10 protein-coding genes are annotated in these 14,818 nt (G+C 61.1%); 3 read left to right on the top strand and 7 right to left on the bottom strand.

Annotated features, from left to right (window positions below):
- Nucleotides 1–113: 113 nt before the first annotated feature.
- Nucleotides 114–536: a BlaI/MecI/CopY family transcriptional regulator gene (locus C4N24_RS09305; protein ID WP_015536612.1), complete on the bottom strand. Its 423-nt coding sequence runs from the start codon at nucleotides 534–536 to the stop codon at nucleotides 114–116.
- A 491-nt stretch (nucleotides 537–1,027) separates the two neighbouring features.
- On the opposite strand from C4N24_RS09305, the gene serC reads away from it, so the two are divergent.
- Nucleotides 1,028–2,110, top strand: coding sequence for a 3-phosphoserine/phosphohydroxythreonine transaminase (gene serC / locus C4N24_RS09300; RefSeq protein ID WP_112091175.1), 1,083 nt, complete (start codon nucleotides 1,028–1,030; stop codon nucleotides 2,108–2,110).
- Nucleotides 2,111–2,296: 186 nt separating this feature from the next.
- Nucleotides 2,297–3,457: a phosphoglycerate dehydrogenase gene (locus tag C4N24_RS09295; protein WP_112091174.1), complete on the top strand. Its 1,161-nt coding sequence runs from the start codon at nucleotides 2,297–2,299 to the stop codon at nucleotides 3,455–3,457.
- 99 nt (nucleotides 3,458–3,556) lie between these two features.
- Here the strand turns inward: C4N24_RS09295 and C4N24_RS09290 are convergent, their stop codons facing one another.
- From C4N24_RS09290 to C4N24_RS09265, 6 genes are all read right to left on the bottom strand, one after another.
- Nucleotides 3,557–5,980: a homocysteine S-methyltransferase family protein gene (locus tag C4N24_RS09290; protein WP_112091173.1), complete on the bottom strand. Its 2,424-nt coding sequence runs from the start codon at nucleotides 5,978–5,980 to the stop codon at nucleotides 3,557–3,559.
- The gene (locus C4N24_RS09285; RefSeq protein WP_112091224.1) at nucleotides 5,967–6,656 is read right to left on the bottom strand and encodes a methionine synthase; all 690 of its coding nucleotides are present in this window, start codon (nucleotides 6,654–6,656) and stop codon (nucleotides 5,967–5,969) included. The genes C4N24_RS09290 and C4N24_RS09285 overlap by 14 nt, the downstream gene beginning before the upstream one ends.
- 126 nt (nucleotides 6,657–6,782) lie before the next feature.
- Complete coding sequence (locus C4N24_RS09280) at nucleotides 6,783–7,898, bottom strand: ComEC/Rec2 family competence protein (protein ID WP_112091172.1); 1,116 nt, start codon at nucleotides 7,896–7,898, stop codon at nucleotides 6,783–6,785.
- Nucleotides 7,871–9,928: a YgiQ family radical SAM protein gene (locus tag C4N24_RS09275; RefSeq protein WP_112091171.1), complete on the bottom strand. Its 2,058-nt coding sequence runs from the start codon at nucleotides 9,926–9,928 to the stop codon at nucleotides 7,871–7,873. The genes C4N24_RS09280 and C4N24_RS09275 overlap by 28 nt, the downstream gene beginning before the upstream one ends.
- Before the next feature lie 188 nt (nucleotides 9,929–10,116).
- Complete coding sequence (locus C4N24_RS09270; RefSeq protein WP_112091170.1) at nucleotides 10,117–12,981, bottom strand: FtsK/SpoIIIE family DNA translocase; 2,865 nt, start codon at nucleotides 12,979–12,981, stop codon at nucleotides 10,117–10,119.
- Nucleotides 12,982–13,237: 256 nt separating this feature from the next.
- Nucleotides 13,238–13,921, bottom strand: coding sequence for a ClpP family protease (locus C4N24_RS09265; RefSeq protein WP_112091169.1), 684 nt, complete (start codon nucleotides 13,919–13,921; stop codon nucleotides 13,238–13,240).
- A 254-nt stretch (nucleotides 13,922–14,175) separates the two neighbouring features.
- Here C4N24_RS09265 and C4N24_RS09260 point away from each other — a divergent pair, with 254 nt between their 5' ends.
- Complete coding sequence (locus tag C4N24_RS09260; RefSeq protein ID WP_112091168.1) at nucleotides 14,176–14,817, top strand: redox-sensing transcriptional repressor Rex; 642 nt, start codon at nucleotides 14,176–14,178, stop codon at nucleotides 14,815–14,817.
- Nucleotide 14,818: the final 1 nt, after the last annotated feature.

Here is a 14,818-nt window from a genome sequence, read left to right as displayed (position 1 = left end):
TGGCTGCTCCTTTCCTGTTCGTTCGTATCAGTTTCTCGTTTTATAATAACTTTTATATTACAGAACGGATATTTCAGTGTCAACCAACCATTTGTAAACAAAAATAAAACAATTCAGCCGTAGGGGTCGTACAGATCGTACTCCTCGGTCTCCTGATGCTTTTCTTCCAGCACCCGGATGGCCTGTTCCAAGGCGCTCTGAGAGCAGCCGCTCTCGCTTACCAGCGCATGGACGGCGGCGGCAAGGTCGCCATCAAACAGGGTGTCCAGCCGCTGCCGCATACAGTACACGCCGTACGCCCGCCGGGTGACCAGCGGCACATACACATTGCAGTTGCCCTGCTTTGCCGACCTGACCCAGCCTTTTTCCTCCAACCGGTAGAGAAAATTCAGCACCGTAGCTGCTGCCCAGCCGGTAGCCTTGAGTTTCTGGCTGATGTCCCGCCGCGCCGCCGCGCCCGGGCACGCCCACACCGCCAACATCACCTGTTCTTCCGCCGCCGAAAGCGGCCGCAGGGTATCCGGTAAACCGTACATCTGTTGTACCTCCGTAAATTTTACGAACTCCCCCAGTCACGGCTACGCCGTGACAGCCCCCTCGGAGATGGGGCCTTTGGCATAGCGGTAAAGTTTCCAGCTGAAGCGCAAAGTATCCGGTTGCGCCAGAGGCTCCCTCTCCGAGGGAGCTGGCAAAACCGTCAGGTTTTGACCGAGGAAATCTTCTTTTACATTTGTCTTAGTATTCCCAGTATACCGCATTTTCGCTAAAGGTGCAAGGGGGGAAAATCCGCATGAAACCAAGGGATAGTGCATATCTTTTACAATTGTCTCATATTTTGTCCCCGCACGGCGTACATTTGTGTGCTTTGTGCCATCAGGCGGGGTGCAGGGGCAATATCTTTGTGCAAAGATGCTCTTGTTTTCGGCATGGAAAAACCGGTATACTACGGCTACGGAAAGTAACAGACACACCGCAAAAACGGCGGTGCTGCGTGATAGGTGTATCACAGGAAAAGGAGAGGTTGATTATGGCACGAGTATATAACTTCAGCGCAGGTCCCAGTATGCTGCCCGAAAAGGTGCTGCGGCAGGCACAGGCCGAGCTGCTGGAATACGGCGACAGCGGCCAGAGCGTCATGGAGATGAGCCACCGCAGCAAGTGGTTCGACGCCATCATCAAGGACACTGAAGCCACGCTGCGCCGGGTAATGAACATCCCCGATAACTACAAGGTGGGCTTTTTTCAGGGCGGCGCTACCCAGCAGTTTGCCATGGTGCCGCTGAACTTTATGACCACCGGCAAGGCGGACTATATCGTGTCCGGCAACTTCTCGGGTCTGGCTGCCAAGGAAGCCGCCAAGTTCGGTGAAGCCAAGATCGTAGCGTCCAGCAAAGATAAAAACTTCACTTATATCCCGGATGTAAACGCCATTGACTACGACAAGGACGCCAGCTACATCCACATCTGCCAGAACAACACCATTTTCGGCACCCAGTTTGTAGAGCTGCCGCAGGTGGAAGGCGTGCCGCTGGTGGCAGATATGAGCTCCATGATCCTTTCCAAGCCCGTGGATGTCAGCAAGTACGGCTGCATCTACTTTGGCGTGCAGAAGAACGTAGCCCCCGCCGGCATGGCCATTGCCATCATCCGGGACGACCTGCTGGGTCATGCCGCAGACAACGTACCCACCATGATGAACTACACCACCCTGCTGGCGAAGGACAGTATGTACAACACCCCGCCGTGCTGGTGCATCTACATGACCGGTCTGGTGCTGAAGTATCTGGAAAACGACATCGGCGGTCTTGCCAATATGCAGAAGATCAACGAAGCCAAGGCCAAGGTACTGTACGACTATCTGGACGGGCAGGAGTTCTTCACGAATCCTGTGGAGCACCGCTACCGCAGCACCATGAACGTCACCTTCACCAGCCCTAACCCGGACATGGACAAAAAGTTCTGCGCCGAGGCTGCCGAGGCGGGCTTTGTGAACCTGAAGGGCCACCGTCTGGTAGGCGGTATGCGCGCTTCCATCTATAACGCCATGCCTGCCGAGGGCGTGGACAAGCTGGTGGACTTCATGGAGAAGTTCCGCAAAGAGAATGCATAAAGATCAGCATCCTCGCCCTCTCCGTCATCACTTTCGTGATGCCACCTCTCCCAAAGGGAGAGGCTTTGGCAGTCCATGCAAACTTCATCTTTATGCCAAGGGCTCTCCCTTTGGGAGAGCTGGACGCGAAGCGGCCTGAGAGGGCGAGCACGCTTACAATTTACAGCTGGAACGAGGTTTTTTTATATGTACACCATCAAAACGCTCAACGCCATCAGCCCGGTAGGGCTGGCAAAGCTGCCCAAGAACCAGTTCGATGTCTCGGTGGATGCCGATGCTCCGGACGGTATTCTGGTGCGCAGCGCCGACCTTTTGAACACCACCTTCAACGATAATCTGCTGGCTATCGCCCGCGCCGGTGCGGGTGTGAATAACATCCCGCTGGAGCGCTGCAGCGAGCAGGGCATCGTGGTGTTCAACACCCCGGGTGCCAACGCCAACGCCGTGGCAGAGCTGGTCGTCGGGATGCTCATTGCGGGCAGCCGCAACGTGGCAGCCGCCGCCCAGTGGTGTCAGGGATTGGCTGGTGACCCCGCCATGGCCAAGAGCGTGGAAAAGGGCAAAAAGCAGTTTGTGGGCAACGAGATCAAGGGCAAGACCCTTGGCGTCATCGGTCTGGGTGCCATCGGCTCCCGGGTGGCAAACTGCGCCATCGAGCTGGGCATGGAGGTCTACGGCTACGACCCCTACATCTCCATTGAAGCCGCATGGAACCTGAGCAGTCAGGTGCACCACTGCGTAAACCTGAACGATATGCTGCCCCTGTGCGACTACATCACCATCCATGTGCCCTACCTGCCCACCACCAAGGACACCATCAACGCCCAGACCCTTGCCCTGTGCAAGGACGGCGTCAAGATCCTGAACTACGCCCGCGGCGAGCTGGTGAACACCGCCGCCCTGCTGGAAGCCATGGACAGCGGCAAGGTGTCCGGCTACATGACCGACTTCCCCTCCGAAGCCATTCTCGGCCGTCCCGGCATCGTGTGCACCCCGCATCTTGGCGCTTCCACCCCGGAAGCCGAGGACAACTGCGCCGTTATGGCGGCGCAGGAGCTGAGCGACTACCTGCGCAACGGCAACATTGCCCACTCGGTCAACCTGCCGGAGGTGCACCAGCCCCGCGCCGGCGGCAAGCGCATCTGCATCATCCACAAAAACGAGCCGGGCATGATCAGCCAGATCACCGCCCTGACCACCGAAGCCGGCCTGAACATCGAAAACATGGTGAACAAGAGCAAAAAGAACATGGCCTACACCATGCTGGACGCCACCGGTGCCGTGGATGCCCGCCTGAGCGAGAAACTGAGCAGCATCCCCGCCGTGATCCGGGTACGCATCCTGTAAGCGGGAAAGCAGCGGACAGGCTGCGAACCATAGAATAAAGATCCCCCTGCAAGCCTTTAAGTGCCTGCAGGGGGATTTTTGTGCTCCTACTATTCCGCGTTACACCCCAAAGAACTCTTTGGCGATGTCGGCGCTGCGCTTGGCGTCCTTGGCGTACCAGTCCGCGCCGATCTTCTCGGCGTATTCCGGGGTCAGCACGGCACCGCCCACCATGATCTTGCAGTCCAACTGCGCCGCGTGCAGGGCGGCGATGGTCTCCTCCATGCTTTTCAGGGTGGTGGTCATCAGGGCGGAAAGCCCTACCAGATGCACGTCCTTTTCCCGCACCGTGTCCACCACCGTCTCCACCGGCACATCCCGGCCAAGGTCCAGCACCTCAAAGCCGTAGTTTTCCAGAATGACCCGGACGATGTTCTTGCCGATGTCGTGCACATCGCCCTTGACGGTGGCAAGGACGATGCGTCCCTTGCTGGCGCTTCCTTCGCCCTTTTGGGCAATGGCGGTCTTGATCTCCTCAAAGGCGCTCTGGGCGGCGCTGGCGGCCTGCAGCAGCTGCGGCAGGAACAGGGTGCCTTTTTCGTACTTAGCACCTACGATGTCCAAGGCGGGAATCAAGGCTTCGTCCACCACCTCCAGCGGCTGCTTTTCCGCCAGCAGGGCGCGGGTATGGGCGGCGGCGTCACCCTTCAAGCCCTTTTCCACCGCTTTCATCAGGGCAGCGTAGGGGCCGGTATGTTCTGCTTCGGCGGCACTGGCGGCAGGCGCGGCCTTTGCAGCCTGTGCCAGCGCGGTGCTGGCGGGCACACGGTCGGCAAAGCGTGCAATGTACTTTGTGCTCTGCTTGTCCCGGTTGGTCAGCACGTTGTAGGCGTACACCGCCGCCATCATCTCCTCGCTGGAGGGGTTCATGATGGCAAGGTCCAGCCCGGCGTACATGGCCATGGTCAGGAAGGTGGTGTTCAGGTAGGTGCGGCAGGGCAGACCAAAGCTGATGTTGGACACGCCCAGCACGGTGCGCACTCCCAGCTCCTTTTTGCAGGCTTCCAGCGCCTGCACCGTGGCAAGCACATCCTCCTGCTGGGCACTGGCGGTCAGGGTAAGGCAGTCGATGTAGATATCCTCCCGGGGGATGCCCGCTGCCAGTGCCGCTTCGGTGATGCGGCGGGCAATGGCCACGCGGTCTGCGGCCTTGGGCTGGATGCCTTTTTCGTCGATGGCAAGCCCCACGATGGCGGCTCCGTACTTTTTGCACAGCGGCAGGATGGCGGCAAGTTTTTCCGGCTCGCCGTTGGTGGAGTTGACGATGGGCTTGCCGTTGTACACCCGCAGACCCCGCGCCAGCGCTTCCACGTTGGAGGAATCCAGCTGCAGGGGCAGGCTGGTCACGCTTTGCAGTGCCTTGACCACCTGCTCCATCAGCACCGGCTCATCCACGCCGGGTGCGCCCACATTCACGTCCAGGATCTGCGCCCCGGCTTCTGCCTGACTGACGGCCTGTTCCAGCACATAGTTCATGTCGCCCTCCCGCAGTGCCTGCTGGAAGCGCTTTTTGCCGGTGGGGTTGATGCGCTCGCCCACCACCGTGATGCCGTCCACCGTAACGGTGTCCACCGGGGTGCACAGCACTGAGGGCATCCGGTGCGCGGGACGCCCCGGGGTGCAGCCTGCAAAGGTGCCGTTGAGCAGCTTGATGAACTCCGGGGTGGTGCCGCAGCAGCCGCCGGCGGCAAACAGGTGCAGCTCCCGGTAGGGCTTCATTTGCAAGGCGAACAGCTGCGGGGTGATGTCGTAGCCGCTGCCGTCTGCCCGGGGCAGACCGGCGTTGGGCTTGACGAACACCGGGAAGTTGCCGGGCACGGCTTCTGCCAGCCGCTTTGCCATGGGGAAGATCTCCTTGGGACCCAGTGAGCAGTTGATGCCCACGGCGTCTGCGCCCAAGCCCCGGGCGGTGGCGGCAAAGCTTTCCACCGTGCAGCCGGTAAAGGTGCGCCCGCCCGCTTCAAAGCTCATGCTTGCCAGAATGGGCAGGCGGGTATTCTCTTTGGCAGCCAGCAGGGCGGCTTTCAGTTCGTACAGGTCGGTGTAGGTCTCAAAAAAGATCAGGTCTGCCCCGGCGGCTTCGCCCGCCTTTACGATGCGGGCATACTCGGCCACAGCATCCTCAAAGGCCAGCGTTCCGCTGGGCTCCAGCAGCTCGCCCAGCGGGCCTACGTCCAGCGCGGTCAGCGCACCGTAGGGCGCACAGGCGCGCTTGCAGTTTTCGATACCTGCTGTGATGATCTGCTCCAGCGTGTAGGCGCTGCCCGCCAGCTTGTGGGCAGAAGCGCCGAAGGTGTTGGCGTTGACGATGCGGCTGCCCGCCGCAGCGTACTGCGTATGGATGCCCTCAATGAGCGCAGGGTCGGTGATGTTCAGCTCTTCCGGGCGTGCACCCAGCTTGAGCCCGGCGGCTTGCAGCATGGTGCCCATGCCGCCGTCCAGCAGGATAGTATTGCTCTGCTTGAAAAGTTCATTCACTTGCACAGGTCTTTCCCCTCTTTCTGTATTCGCAGCGGGTGCGCAGCACACAATGGCCGCACCCGGCCAGTTGTCCTTTTACCGGGTGGTCGCTGACCCCCAGCAGGGCGGTCACGCTCTTGCGCGGGGTCATCAGGTTGGTGTCGGTGACGCACAGCCCCGCCTTGCGCACCGTGTCCAGTGCTGCTGCCACCAGCGGCTGCACCGCGATGTCCCAATCGCCGTAGCCGGGCGAAAAGCGCCCGGTCAGATACTTTCCCTCAGTGGCCGCCCACTGGCGCAGCTGTGTCTCGGCGGCATCGGCGGTCTGCTCGGCCAGTGCGCTGCCCAAGGCATCGGAGGCCACCCCGGCGGCGATGTCGCCCACGCCCGCCCGGCGGATCTGGGCATCCACCCCGGGGCCCAGCGTTACCGCCAGCAGAATGGCCTGCCCGCAGCCTTTCAGGTGCTTGTGCACGTCCTCGCCGGGCAGAAGTCCGGCATCGGTCAGGGCGGGGGTATCTGCCAGCAGCCACACCGCCCGGGGCGTCGCTGCCGCCAGCAGCGGCACCGCGCACTTTTGCAGCAGTGCCAGCGTGGCAGCGTCCGGCTCGCCGTGCGCGCCGAAATACCGCGCCGCCTGCGCCAGATCTACTGCCTGCGGCTTTTCCAACGCCAGCGGGCGGGGCACACCGATCGCCATGAGCCGCACCTCCTTACTTCTCTTAAATAAAGTACTATTCAGTATACCGCACTTGTGGGCTTTTATCAATCCCGCAAAAAGGGAGAAATAAAAACTCCCTCGGTCATGACCGGGGGAGTGCGCTTTTTATTTGATGCAGCTTGCGCAGGGAGTATAGCCTGCGGCAATGGCTTCGTCATAGCTGGAAAAGCGGATCTGGTTCTTTTCCGCAGGCAGGTTGGCGCAGGTGGGCAGGTGGAACTTTTTGCTGTTCACGTTGCCGATGTAAGCCTGCTGCGCGGTGCTGGAGGACGACGGGTCGGTGGGGTTCAGCTGGCTGTCCGGTACAAAGTGCTCGGTGCCCACGGTGAAGTTCTGACCATCGCTGCCAATGGTGATGGTGCCTTGCAGGTCAGTGCGGTAGACGTCCACCTTTGCGTCCCGCAGGATGCTCAACGTCTCCTCGTGCGGGTGACCGTACTTGTTGCCCGTGCCGCAGGAGATGACGCCCATTTCCGGCAGAACGGCGTTCAGAAACAGGTAGCCGGTGCTGGTGCTGGAGCCGTGGTGCCCCACCTGCAAAACATCGGCTTTCAGGTTGGCACCGCTGTTCACAAGGTCGGTCTCGGCGGTCTTTTCCATGTCGCCGGTCAGCAGAAAGCTGGTGTTGCCGTAGTCGATGCGCAGCACCAGCGAGGTATTGTTGGTGTCGCTGTACTGCGTTACCGGGCCAAGCATGGTGACGGTGGCGCTGCCCAGCGGCCAGACCGTGCCCACGGAGGGCACTTCCAATTGCAGACCCTGCTGCTGCGTATACTTGACAAAATCGTTGAAGCATTTGGTGCTGCTCTCGGTCACCGGGCTGTAAGCGTGCTGTGCCGGGAACTTTGCCATCACGGCGGCAAGCCCGCCAACATGGTCCTCGTGAGCATGGGAGCAGAACACATATTGCAGCTGCTGCACCCCCTGCTTTTGCAGGTAGGAGACTACCAGACTGCCGTCGTCCACGTTGCCGCCGTCGTAGAGCATGAACTGTCCGTCACACTCTACCAGCACGCTCAGTGCCTGCCCTACGTCAATGAAGTGCATCTCAAAGGGCTGGCTTGACCCGGTGGATGGCTTGACGATATGGCCGCCGTCGCCGGGCAGGCTGTCACAGGCGGTAAGTCCCAGCGCCAGCACAGCGGCCAGCGCCAGCGCAGCCAGCCGCAGGAACAGGCGGCGGGGGAACAGGGTTACTTTTTCTTCTTTCCAGTTTTCCACGTTGCGTTCTCTTTCTGTTGATTATTCTTAGGTTTATGGCCGGGCGCAGAGTTGGGCGCAAAGCGTGCGCCCGGGCTGGGCTGACGGCCTGCCGGGGCGGCGGTGCGGGCATTTTTGCCGGTGCTGCGCCCCTTCTGACTGGAATGTACGGTATAAGTGCCGTCATTGTGGATGGTCACCTCGGCGCTTTCTGCCCGGCGTGCGGTGCGCTGCACGGCGCGGCGGCCTGCGGCGGGCACCAGCAGGGGGATGAGGTCCTCCCGGTGGGTCAGCTGCAAGGCCTTGACCACCTTTTCGGCGTTGCGGGGCTCGTAGTATTGCAGCAGTGCACGCTGCAAAGCCTTGCCCTCGGGGGTCTTTTCCACAAACACCGGCTTGAGGGTGTAGGGGTCAAGGCCGGTATAGAACATACAGGTGCTCACCGTGCCGGGGGTGGGGTAGAAGTCCTGCACCTGCTCCGGGCGCATATGGTTCTTATAGAGGTACTCGGCCAGATAGACCGCGTCCTTCAGGGTGCTGCCCGGGTGGCTGGACATGAGGTAGGGCACCAGATACTGCTTTTTGCCCGCCTTCTTGCTCAGCTCGTAGAACTTATCCTTGAACTTGTTGAAGGTCTCGATGGGCGGCTTGCCCATGTAGGCAAGGGTGTTGGGGGCGCAGTGCTCCGGGGCGACCTTCAGCTGGCCGGACACATGGTACTCCACCAGTTCCTTAAAAAAGGTATCGTCCGGATCAGCCATCAGGTAGTCGAACCGGATACCGCTGCGGATGAACACCTTTTTCACGCCCGGCAGCTCCCGCACCCGGCGCAGAATTTTAAGGTAGTCGCTGTGATCCACGATCATGTGGGAGCAGGTAGTGGGGGCAAGGCAGTGCTTGCCGCCGGTGCACATCCCGCGCAGCATCTGCTCGCGGCAGGAGGGAAAGCGGAAGTTTGCGGTGGGGCCGCCCACATCGTGGATGTAGCCCTTGAAATCCGGCTCGTGGGTCATGCGCTCGGCTTCCTCCACGATGCTGTCGGCGCTGCGGCTGGTGACCCGCCGCCCCTGATGCAGCTGGATGGCGCAGAAGTTGCAGCCGCCGAAGCAGCCGCGGTTCTGGATGATGGAGAACTGCACCTCGCGGATGGCGGGCACACCGCCCATGCTCTCGTAGATGGGGTGGTAGCGGCGGGTGTAGGGCAGGGCGTACACCTTGTCCAGCTCTCCGCGCACCAGCGGCTTTGCGGGGATGTTCTGCACCAGATACTTTTCGCTCTGCTTCTGTACAATGATCTGGCCGCTGACCACGTCCTGATTGTCCATCTGGATGCGGCAGGCCTTGGCGTAGGCTGTCTTGTCGGCGGCAACCTTTTTAAAACCGGCGCACTCCACATACCGCTGAGGCAGGTGGTCGAAATCGGTCAGGTAGCAGGTGCCGTTCACGTCCGTGATGCTCTCCACCGGCTCCCCGGCGGCCAGACGGCGGGCGATCTCCACGGTCTGGTGCTCGCCCATGCCAAAGCTGATGATATCCGCGCCGGAGTCCTCCGCGATGCTGGGCAGCACGGTGTCCAGCCAGTAATCGTAGTGGGCAAACCGGCGCAGGCTGGCTTCCAGACCACCTAAGATCACCGGCAGGTCGGGGTAAGCCTGCTTGGCAAGCTTTGTGTACACGGTGGCGCTGCGGTCCGGGCGGGCACCGGACTTGCCGCCGGGGGAGTATTCGTCCTCGGCGCGGGGAATTTTTGCCACGGAATAGTGGCTGACCATGCTGTCCACGTTGCCGCCGCCGATGAAAAAGCCGTACTTGGGCTTGCCGAACCGCTTGAAGTCCTCGCAGTCGGTGTAGCGGGGCTGCGCCAGCACGCCCACCTTGTAGCCCTCGGCTTCCAGCAGGCGGCTGATGATGGCAGTGCCAAAGCTGGGGTGGTCCACATAGGCGTCACCGCCCACCACCACAAAGTCCAGCTGCTCCCAGCCCCGGGCTTCCATGTCCGCCCGGCTGATGGGAAGAAATTCGGTGTAGATCTGGGGAGAAGTGTTGTCCATTTACTGATATCCTCATTCTTGGTTGAACACGGGCAGCGTCCTCGCCCTCTCAGTCCGCTTCGCGTCCAGCTCTCCCAAAGGGAGAGCCTCTGGCGAAACCGGAAACTTTGCCGGACTGCCAAGGCCTCTCCCTTTGGGAGAGGTGGCAATGCGTAAGCATTGACGGAGAGGGCGAGCGCGCTTTTGTTTTATTCCTCCGGTTGGTTCATCTGCATTTCCAGCCACTGCTGGCGGCTGATGAGCACGGCGCGGGGCTTTGCGCCCTCGTAGGGGCCAATGATGCTCTTTTGCTCCATCTCGTCCATGATGCGGGCGGCGCGGGCGTAGCCCAGCTTGCAGCGGCGCTGCAAAAGGCTGGTGGACGCCTGACCGGCGTCGATGACCACATCCACGGCCTGCTTGAACATGGGGTCGGAGCCTGCGTCCTCCTCGGCGTCGGCACCGCCGCCGCCCTTTTTGCCGTCCTGAATGGCGTGCTTTTCCATGGCCTCGATCATGGCTTCGTCGTACTGCACGGTGGCGCTGGACTTGATGAAGTCCAGCACACGGCTGATCTCTTCATCCCGCACAAAGGTGCCCTGGATACGGGTGGGCTTGGGTGCGCCCACGGGCATAAAGAGCATATCGCCCTGACCCAGCAGCTTTTCTGCACCGGCACCGTCCAGAATGGTGCGGCTGTCCACCTGACTGGACACCGCAAAGGCGATGCGGCTGGGGATGTTGGCCTTGATCAGGCCGGTGATCACGTCCACGCTGGGGCGCTGGGTGGCAACGATCAGGTGCATACCGGCGGCACGGGCTTTCTGAGCGATGCGGCAGATGGAATCTTCCACATCCTTGCCCACCACCATCATCAAATCGGCCAGCTCATCGATGATAATGGCGATGTAGGGCATCTTTTCCAGCTCCGGCTGCTCGGCAGCCAGCTTGTTGAAGGACTTGATGTCGCGCACGTTGTTCTCTGCAAACAGGCGGTAGCGGCGCTCCATCTCCTGCACCGCGCTGCCCAGTGCACCGGCGGCCTTGCGGGGCTCGGTGACAACGGGCATCAGCAGGTGGGGGATGCCGTTATACTCGGCCAGCTCCACCACCTTGGGGTCGATGAGCAGCAGCTTCACGTCCTCCGGGCTGGAGCGGAACAGCAGGCTCATGATGATGCTGTTCACGCACACGGATTTACCGCTGCCGGTGCTGCCCGCGATGAGCAGGTGGGGCATCTTGCACAGGTCGGTCACCTGCGCCACACCGGCAATGTCCTTGCCAAGGGCGATGCCCAGCGGCGAGGTCATGCGCAGAAAGCTCTGGCTCTCAAAGATGCTGCGGATGGAAACGGCGGTCTTTTTGTGGTTGGGCACCTCGATGCCCACGGCGGGCTTGCCGGGGATGGGGGCTTCCATACGCACGTCAGCCACCGCAAGGTTCAGGGCGATATCGTCTGCCAGCGAGGTGATGCGGCTGATCTTCACGCCTGCCATGGGCTGCAGCTCGTACCGGGTGACAGAAGGTCCGCGGGAGATATCCAGCACCCGGGTGCGCACGCCGAAGCTTTCCAGCGTGTCCACCAGCTTCTGGGCGTTGGCTTTCAGCTCCTCCTGTGCGCCGGGGTCGCTTTCCTCCTGCGTTTTTTCAAACAGCTCGATGGGCGGGTACTGGTACTCGTAGCTGTCCACCGGCTCGGCTTCCTCGGTGGGGGCAGTAGCGGCTGCCTGCTCGGAGACGGCGGGTTTTTCCATGGCCGCTGCCACCAGCGAGTTGATGTCCTTTTCCTCCACCGGTTCGGCGGTGATGCTGATCCAGCCGTCCTCGTCCGGCGCAGAGCGGAACGCCACGGCGTTCTCGGCGCTCACCCGGGGCACGGCGGGCTGGATGGGCGCAGCTTCCGGCTGCGGCGGCATCTGCGGCTGCACTACCGGCGCTGTCGGCTGGACGATGGAAGTATCAAAAGCGGGGGCAGGGGCAGGCTCTTCCGGCTGGGGGGCATCTTTGGCAAAGAAATCTGCCGCAGCGGTGACTACCGGGTCTGCCACGATGGGCGGCGGCGTGGGTTTGGGTGCAGGGTGCAGCGGATCCTGCCCGAAGGTGCCGCCCGGCCCAACGATCAGCGGCTCAATGGGCTCGCTGCCACCCTCGGAGAGAGCAGTGTGGTCGGGGCCAAGGTCTACGTCAAAGGCGGCGCGGGGATGCGCAATGCTGACCCGCACCGGGGTGATGGGCGGTGTGGCAGGTTCCGGCTGGGCAGGGGCGGCGGGCGCAGCTTCGGTGTCCGCCGCGTCTGCTTCCATCTCCTGCGTTACCTTATGCCCCCAGCGCAGCACGCCGGACATCCAGTCCGGCACCCCCAGATGCAGCACGGCAGGCTCGTCCTCCTCGTCCAGCGGCTCGTCCTCGGTTTCGTCGTATTCCTCGTCGATCTCCCGCTCTGCCTGCCGGATGGCGGCACGCTCGGCGCGGCGGGCGGCGCTTTGCTCTGCAAAGGCAGAGCCGCGGGCGTGGATGCCGCCGGTGACGGCGCACAGCCAGACCCAGACCTCGGCGGGGGTGATATCGAAAATGTACAGGCTGCCGCACAGCAAGAGCACGATCATGATGAGGTTTGCCGCCGGGCGACCGCACAGCAAAAGCAGCACGCCGCCCAGCACAAAGCCTATTGCGCCGCCGGACAGCCATGCGTTGACGCCGTTGGCGTAGCAGGCAGAAAGCATTTGCAGCGCCGACAGCCCCTGCGGCTGGATATCGGAAAACACGATGACCGTGCCGCAGACAAAGACAAGCCCTAGCACCAGCTTGAGGATGCGGGACAGCAGCTCCTCGCCCCGGGTGTACAAAACGGCCAGACAGCACACGGCCGCACCCAGCACAAAGCTGCCGCAGCCGAACAGCCCGAACAGCACATCATGGAGCACCCGCCATACGGAATCGCCCTGCACAAAGGCCAGCACCATCAGCAGCAGGCCGCCAAACAGTGTGCCAAGCCCTGCCGGGAGCCGCTGTTCTGCCTTTTTACGGCGGGCAGCAGTACGCCGTTTCGTTGATTTTCGTTTTTTCGTTGCCATTCTACTCTGTTCCCCAACTTCCCATAGACACAATAATTGATTCTACTATTGTACCACGCAAGGGCAAAAATGGCAAACCATAATGTTGTTTTTCTTGAGGAAAATGGAACGAGCCCAGCCCCTCTCGTGAAAAGGCGTTTGGAGCGCTCCGCAGAGCGCGACAAACGCGAAATAAAAAATAATTTTTCCGCTGTTTCTGCGCAGAGCAACGCGGAGCGCAGTTCAAATCGTCTGGCTGAGGGAAAGCTGCAAAGCTTCACCCCTGCTCAATTTCCTTATACAGCCACGCCAGCGCGTCCGAAAGACCGCCCAGTTCATCGATCAGCTTTTCCTTTACGGCGCGGCACCCGTCCAGCACCGTGCCCATGTCCATGACCAGCTCCCCGGTGTGGAGCATCAGCTGGGTGTAGCGCTTTTCGGGCATACCGCTGTGGGCGGCTACAAAGCCGGTGATGCGCTGCTGCATCTGCTCAAAGCAGTGCATGGTCTGCGGTACGCCCAAGATCAGCCCGGAGTGTCGCACCGGATGCACCGTCATGGTGGCGGTGGGCACAATAAAGCTGTGCCGCGCGCTGACCGCCAGCGGGATGCCGATGGAGTGCCCGCCGCCCAGCACCAGCGTGGCGCTGGGCTTGGAGATGCTGGCAATCAGCTCTGCCAGTGCAAGACCGGTCTCCACATCGCCGCCCACCGTGTTCAGCAGCACCAGCAGCCCTTCGATGCGGGGGTCCTCCTGCACCGCCACCAGCTGTGGGATGACGTGTTCGTACTTGGTGGTTTTTTGCCCCTGCGGCGCTTCGGTGTGTCCTTCGATCTGGCCGATGACGGTCAGGCAGTGGATGACATGACCGCCCCGGCTCAGGGTGACCGTGCCCAGATCCTCGATATCCTCTTTTTCCATCCGGTGCTGCTCTGCGGGGGTGTCTTTTGCCGTATCCATGCGCGTTCTCCTTCCGTAGCGGGGTCTTTGTGGGGTCAGTATCCCCCGGCAACCGGGGAAGTATACAGGAGAAAAGAAACAAAAAACTTTGTGAATTTTTTGCTTTTTTATAAATAGGTATTTGACATTCGCCTTTCATGCTGTATACTTTAAATAATATAATAGGATAAAATGGAACATCTCTCTGCGCGCAAAGAAGCCCCTTGCATGGCGGCAGAAGCTGCAGCGCGTTGGGCAGAAAGGAGAATTTTGCTATGAACACCCCCCAAAAAGCATCGATCCCTGTGATCAAGCGTCTCCCCAAATATTACCGGTATCTGCGCTCCTTGCAGGCCGACGGCATTACCAGCATCTCCTCCCGGGAGCTGGCCTCTCAGATGGGCACCACCGCCTCACAGGTGCGGCAGGACTTCAACTGCATCGGTGACGTGAACGGCCGACAGGGCATCGGCTACTCGGTGGAGAACCTGCTTTCCATTCTGGAAAGCCTGCTGTTCGGCAACGGCGACCGTCTGCCCACCATTCTGATCGGCTGCGGCCGTCTGGGCAAGGCGGTGAGCCGCTTTATCACCACCGATACCAACGGCTACAAGCTGATCGCGGCCTTTGACGTGGCCGAGAGCGAGGTGGGCAAGGAGATCAGCGGTATCCGCATCCGGCACATTGACGAGCTGGAAGCCTTCTGTGAGGAAAACAAGCCCAAGGTGGCGGTGCTCTGCGTCCCCCGCGATGGTGCACAGCAGGTCAGCGGACGGCTGGTGGATCTGGGCATCGAGGGCTTCTGGAACTTCTCCCACTATGACCTGTCGGTGTCTTACCCCAATGTGGTGGTGGAAAACGTCCATCTGGGCGACAGCCTGATGAGCTTGGGCTACCGTCTGCGCAATCAGGAGTGAC

Origin of the sequence: Faecalibacterium prausnitzii (assembly GCF_003287405.1) — a bacterium.
Lineage (GTDB): Bacteria > Bacillota > Clostridia > Oscillospirales > Ruminococcaceae > Faecalibacterium > Faecalibacterium intestinale.
The sequence above is the reverse complement of the archived record's forward strand: the minus strand, read 5'-3'. Positions and strand labels throughout refer to the sequence as shown.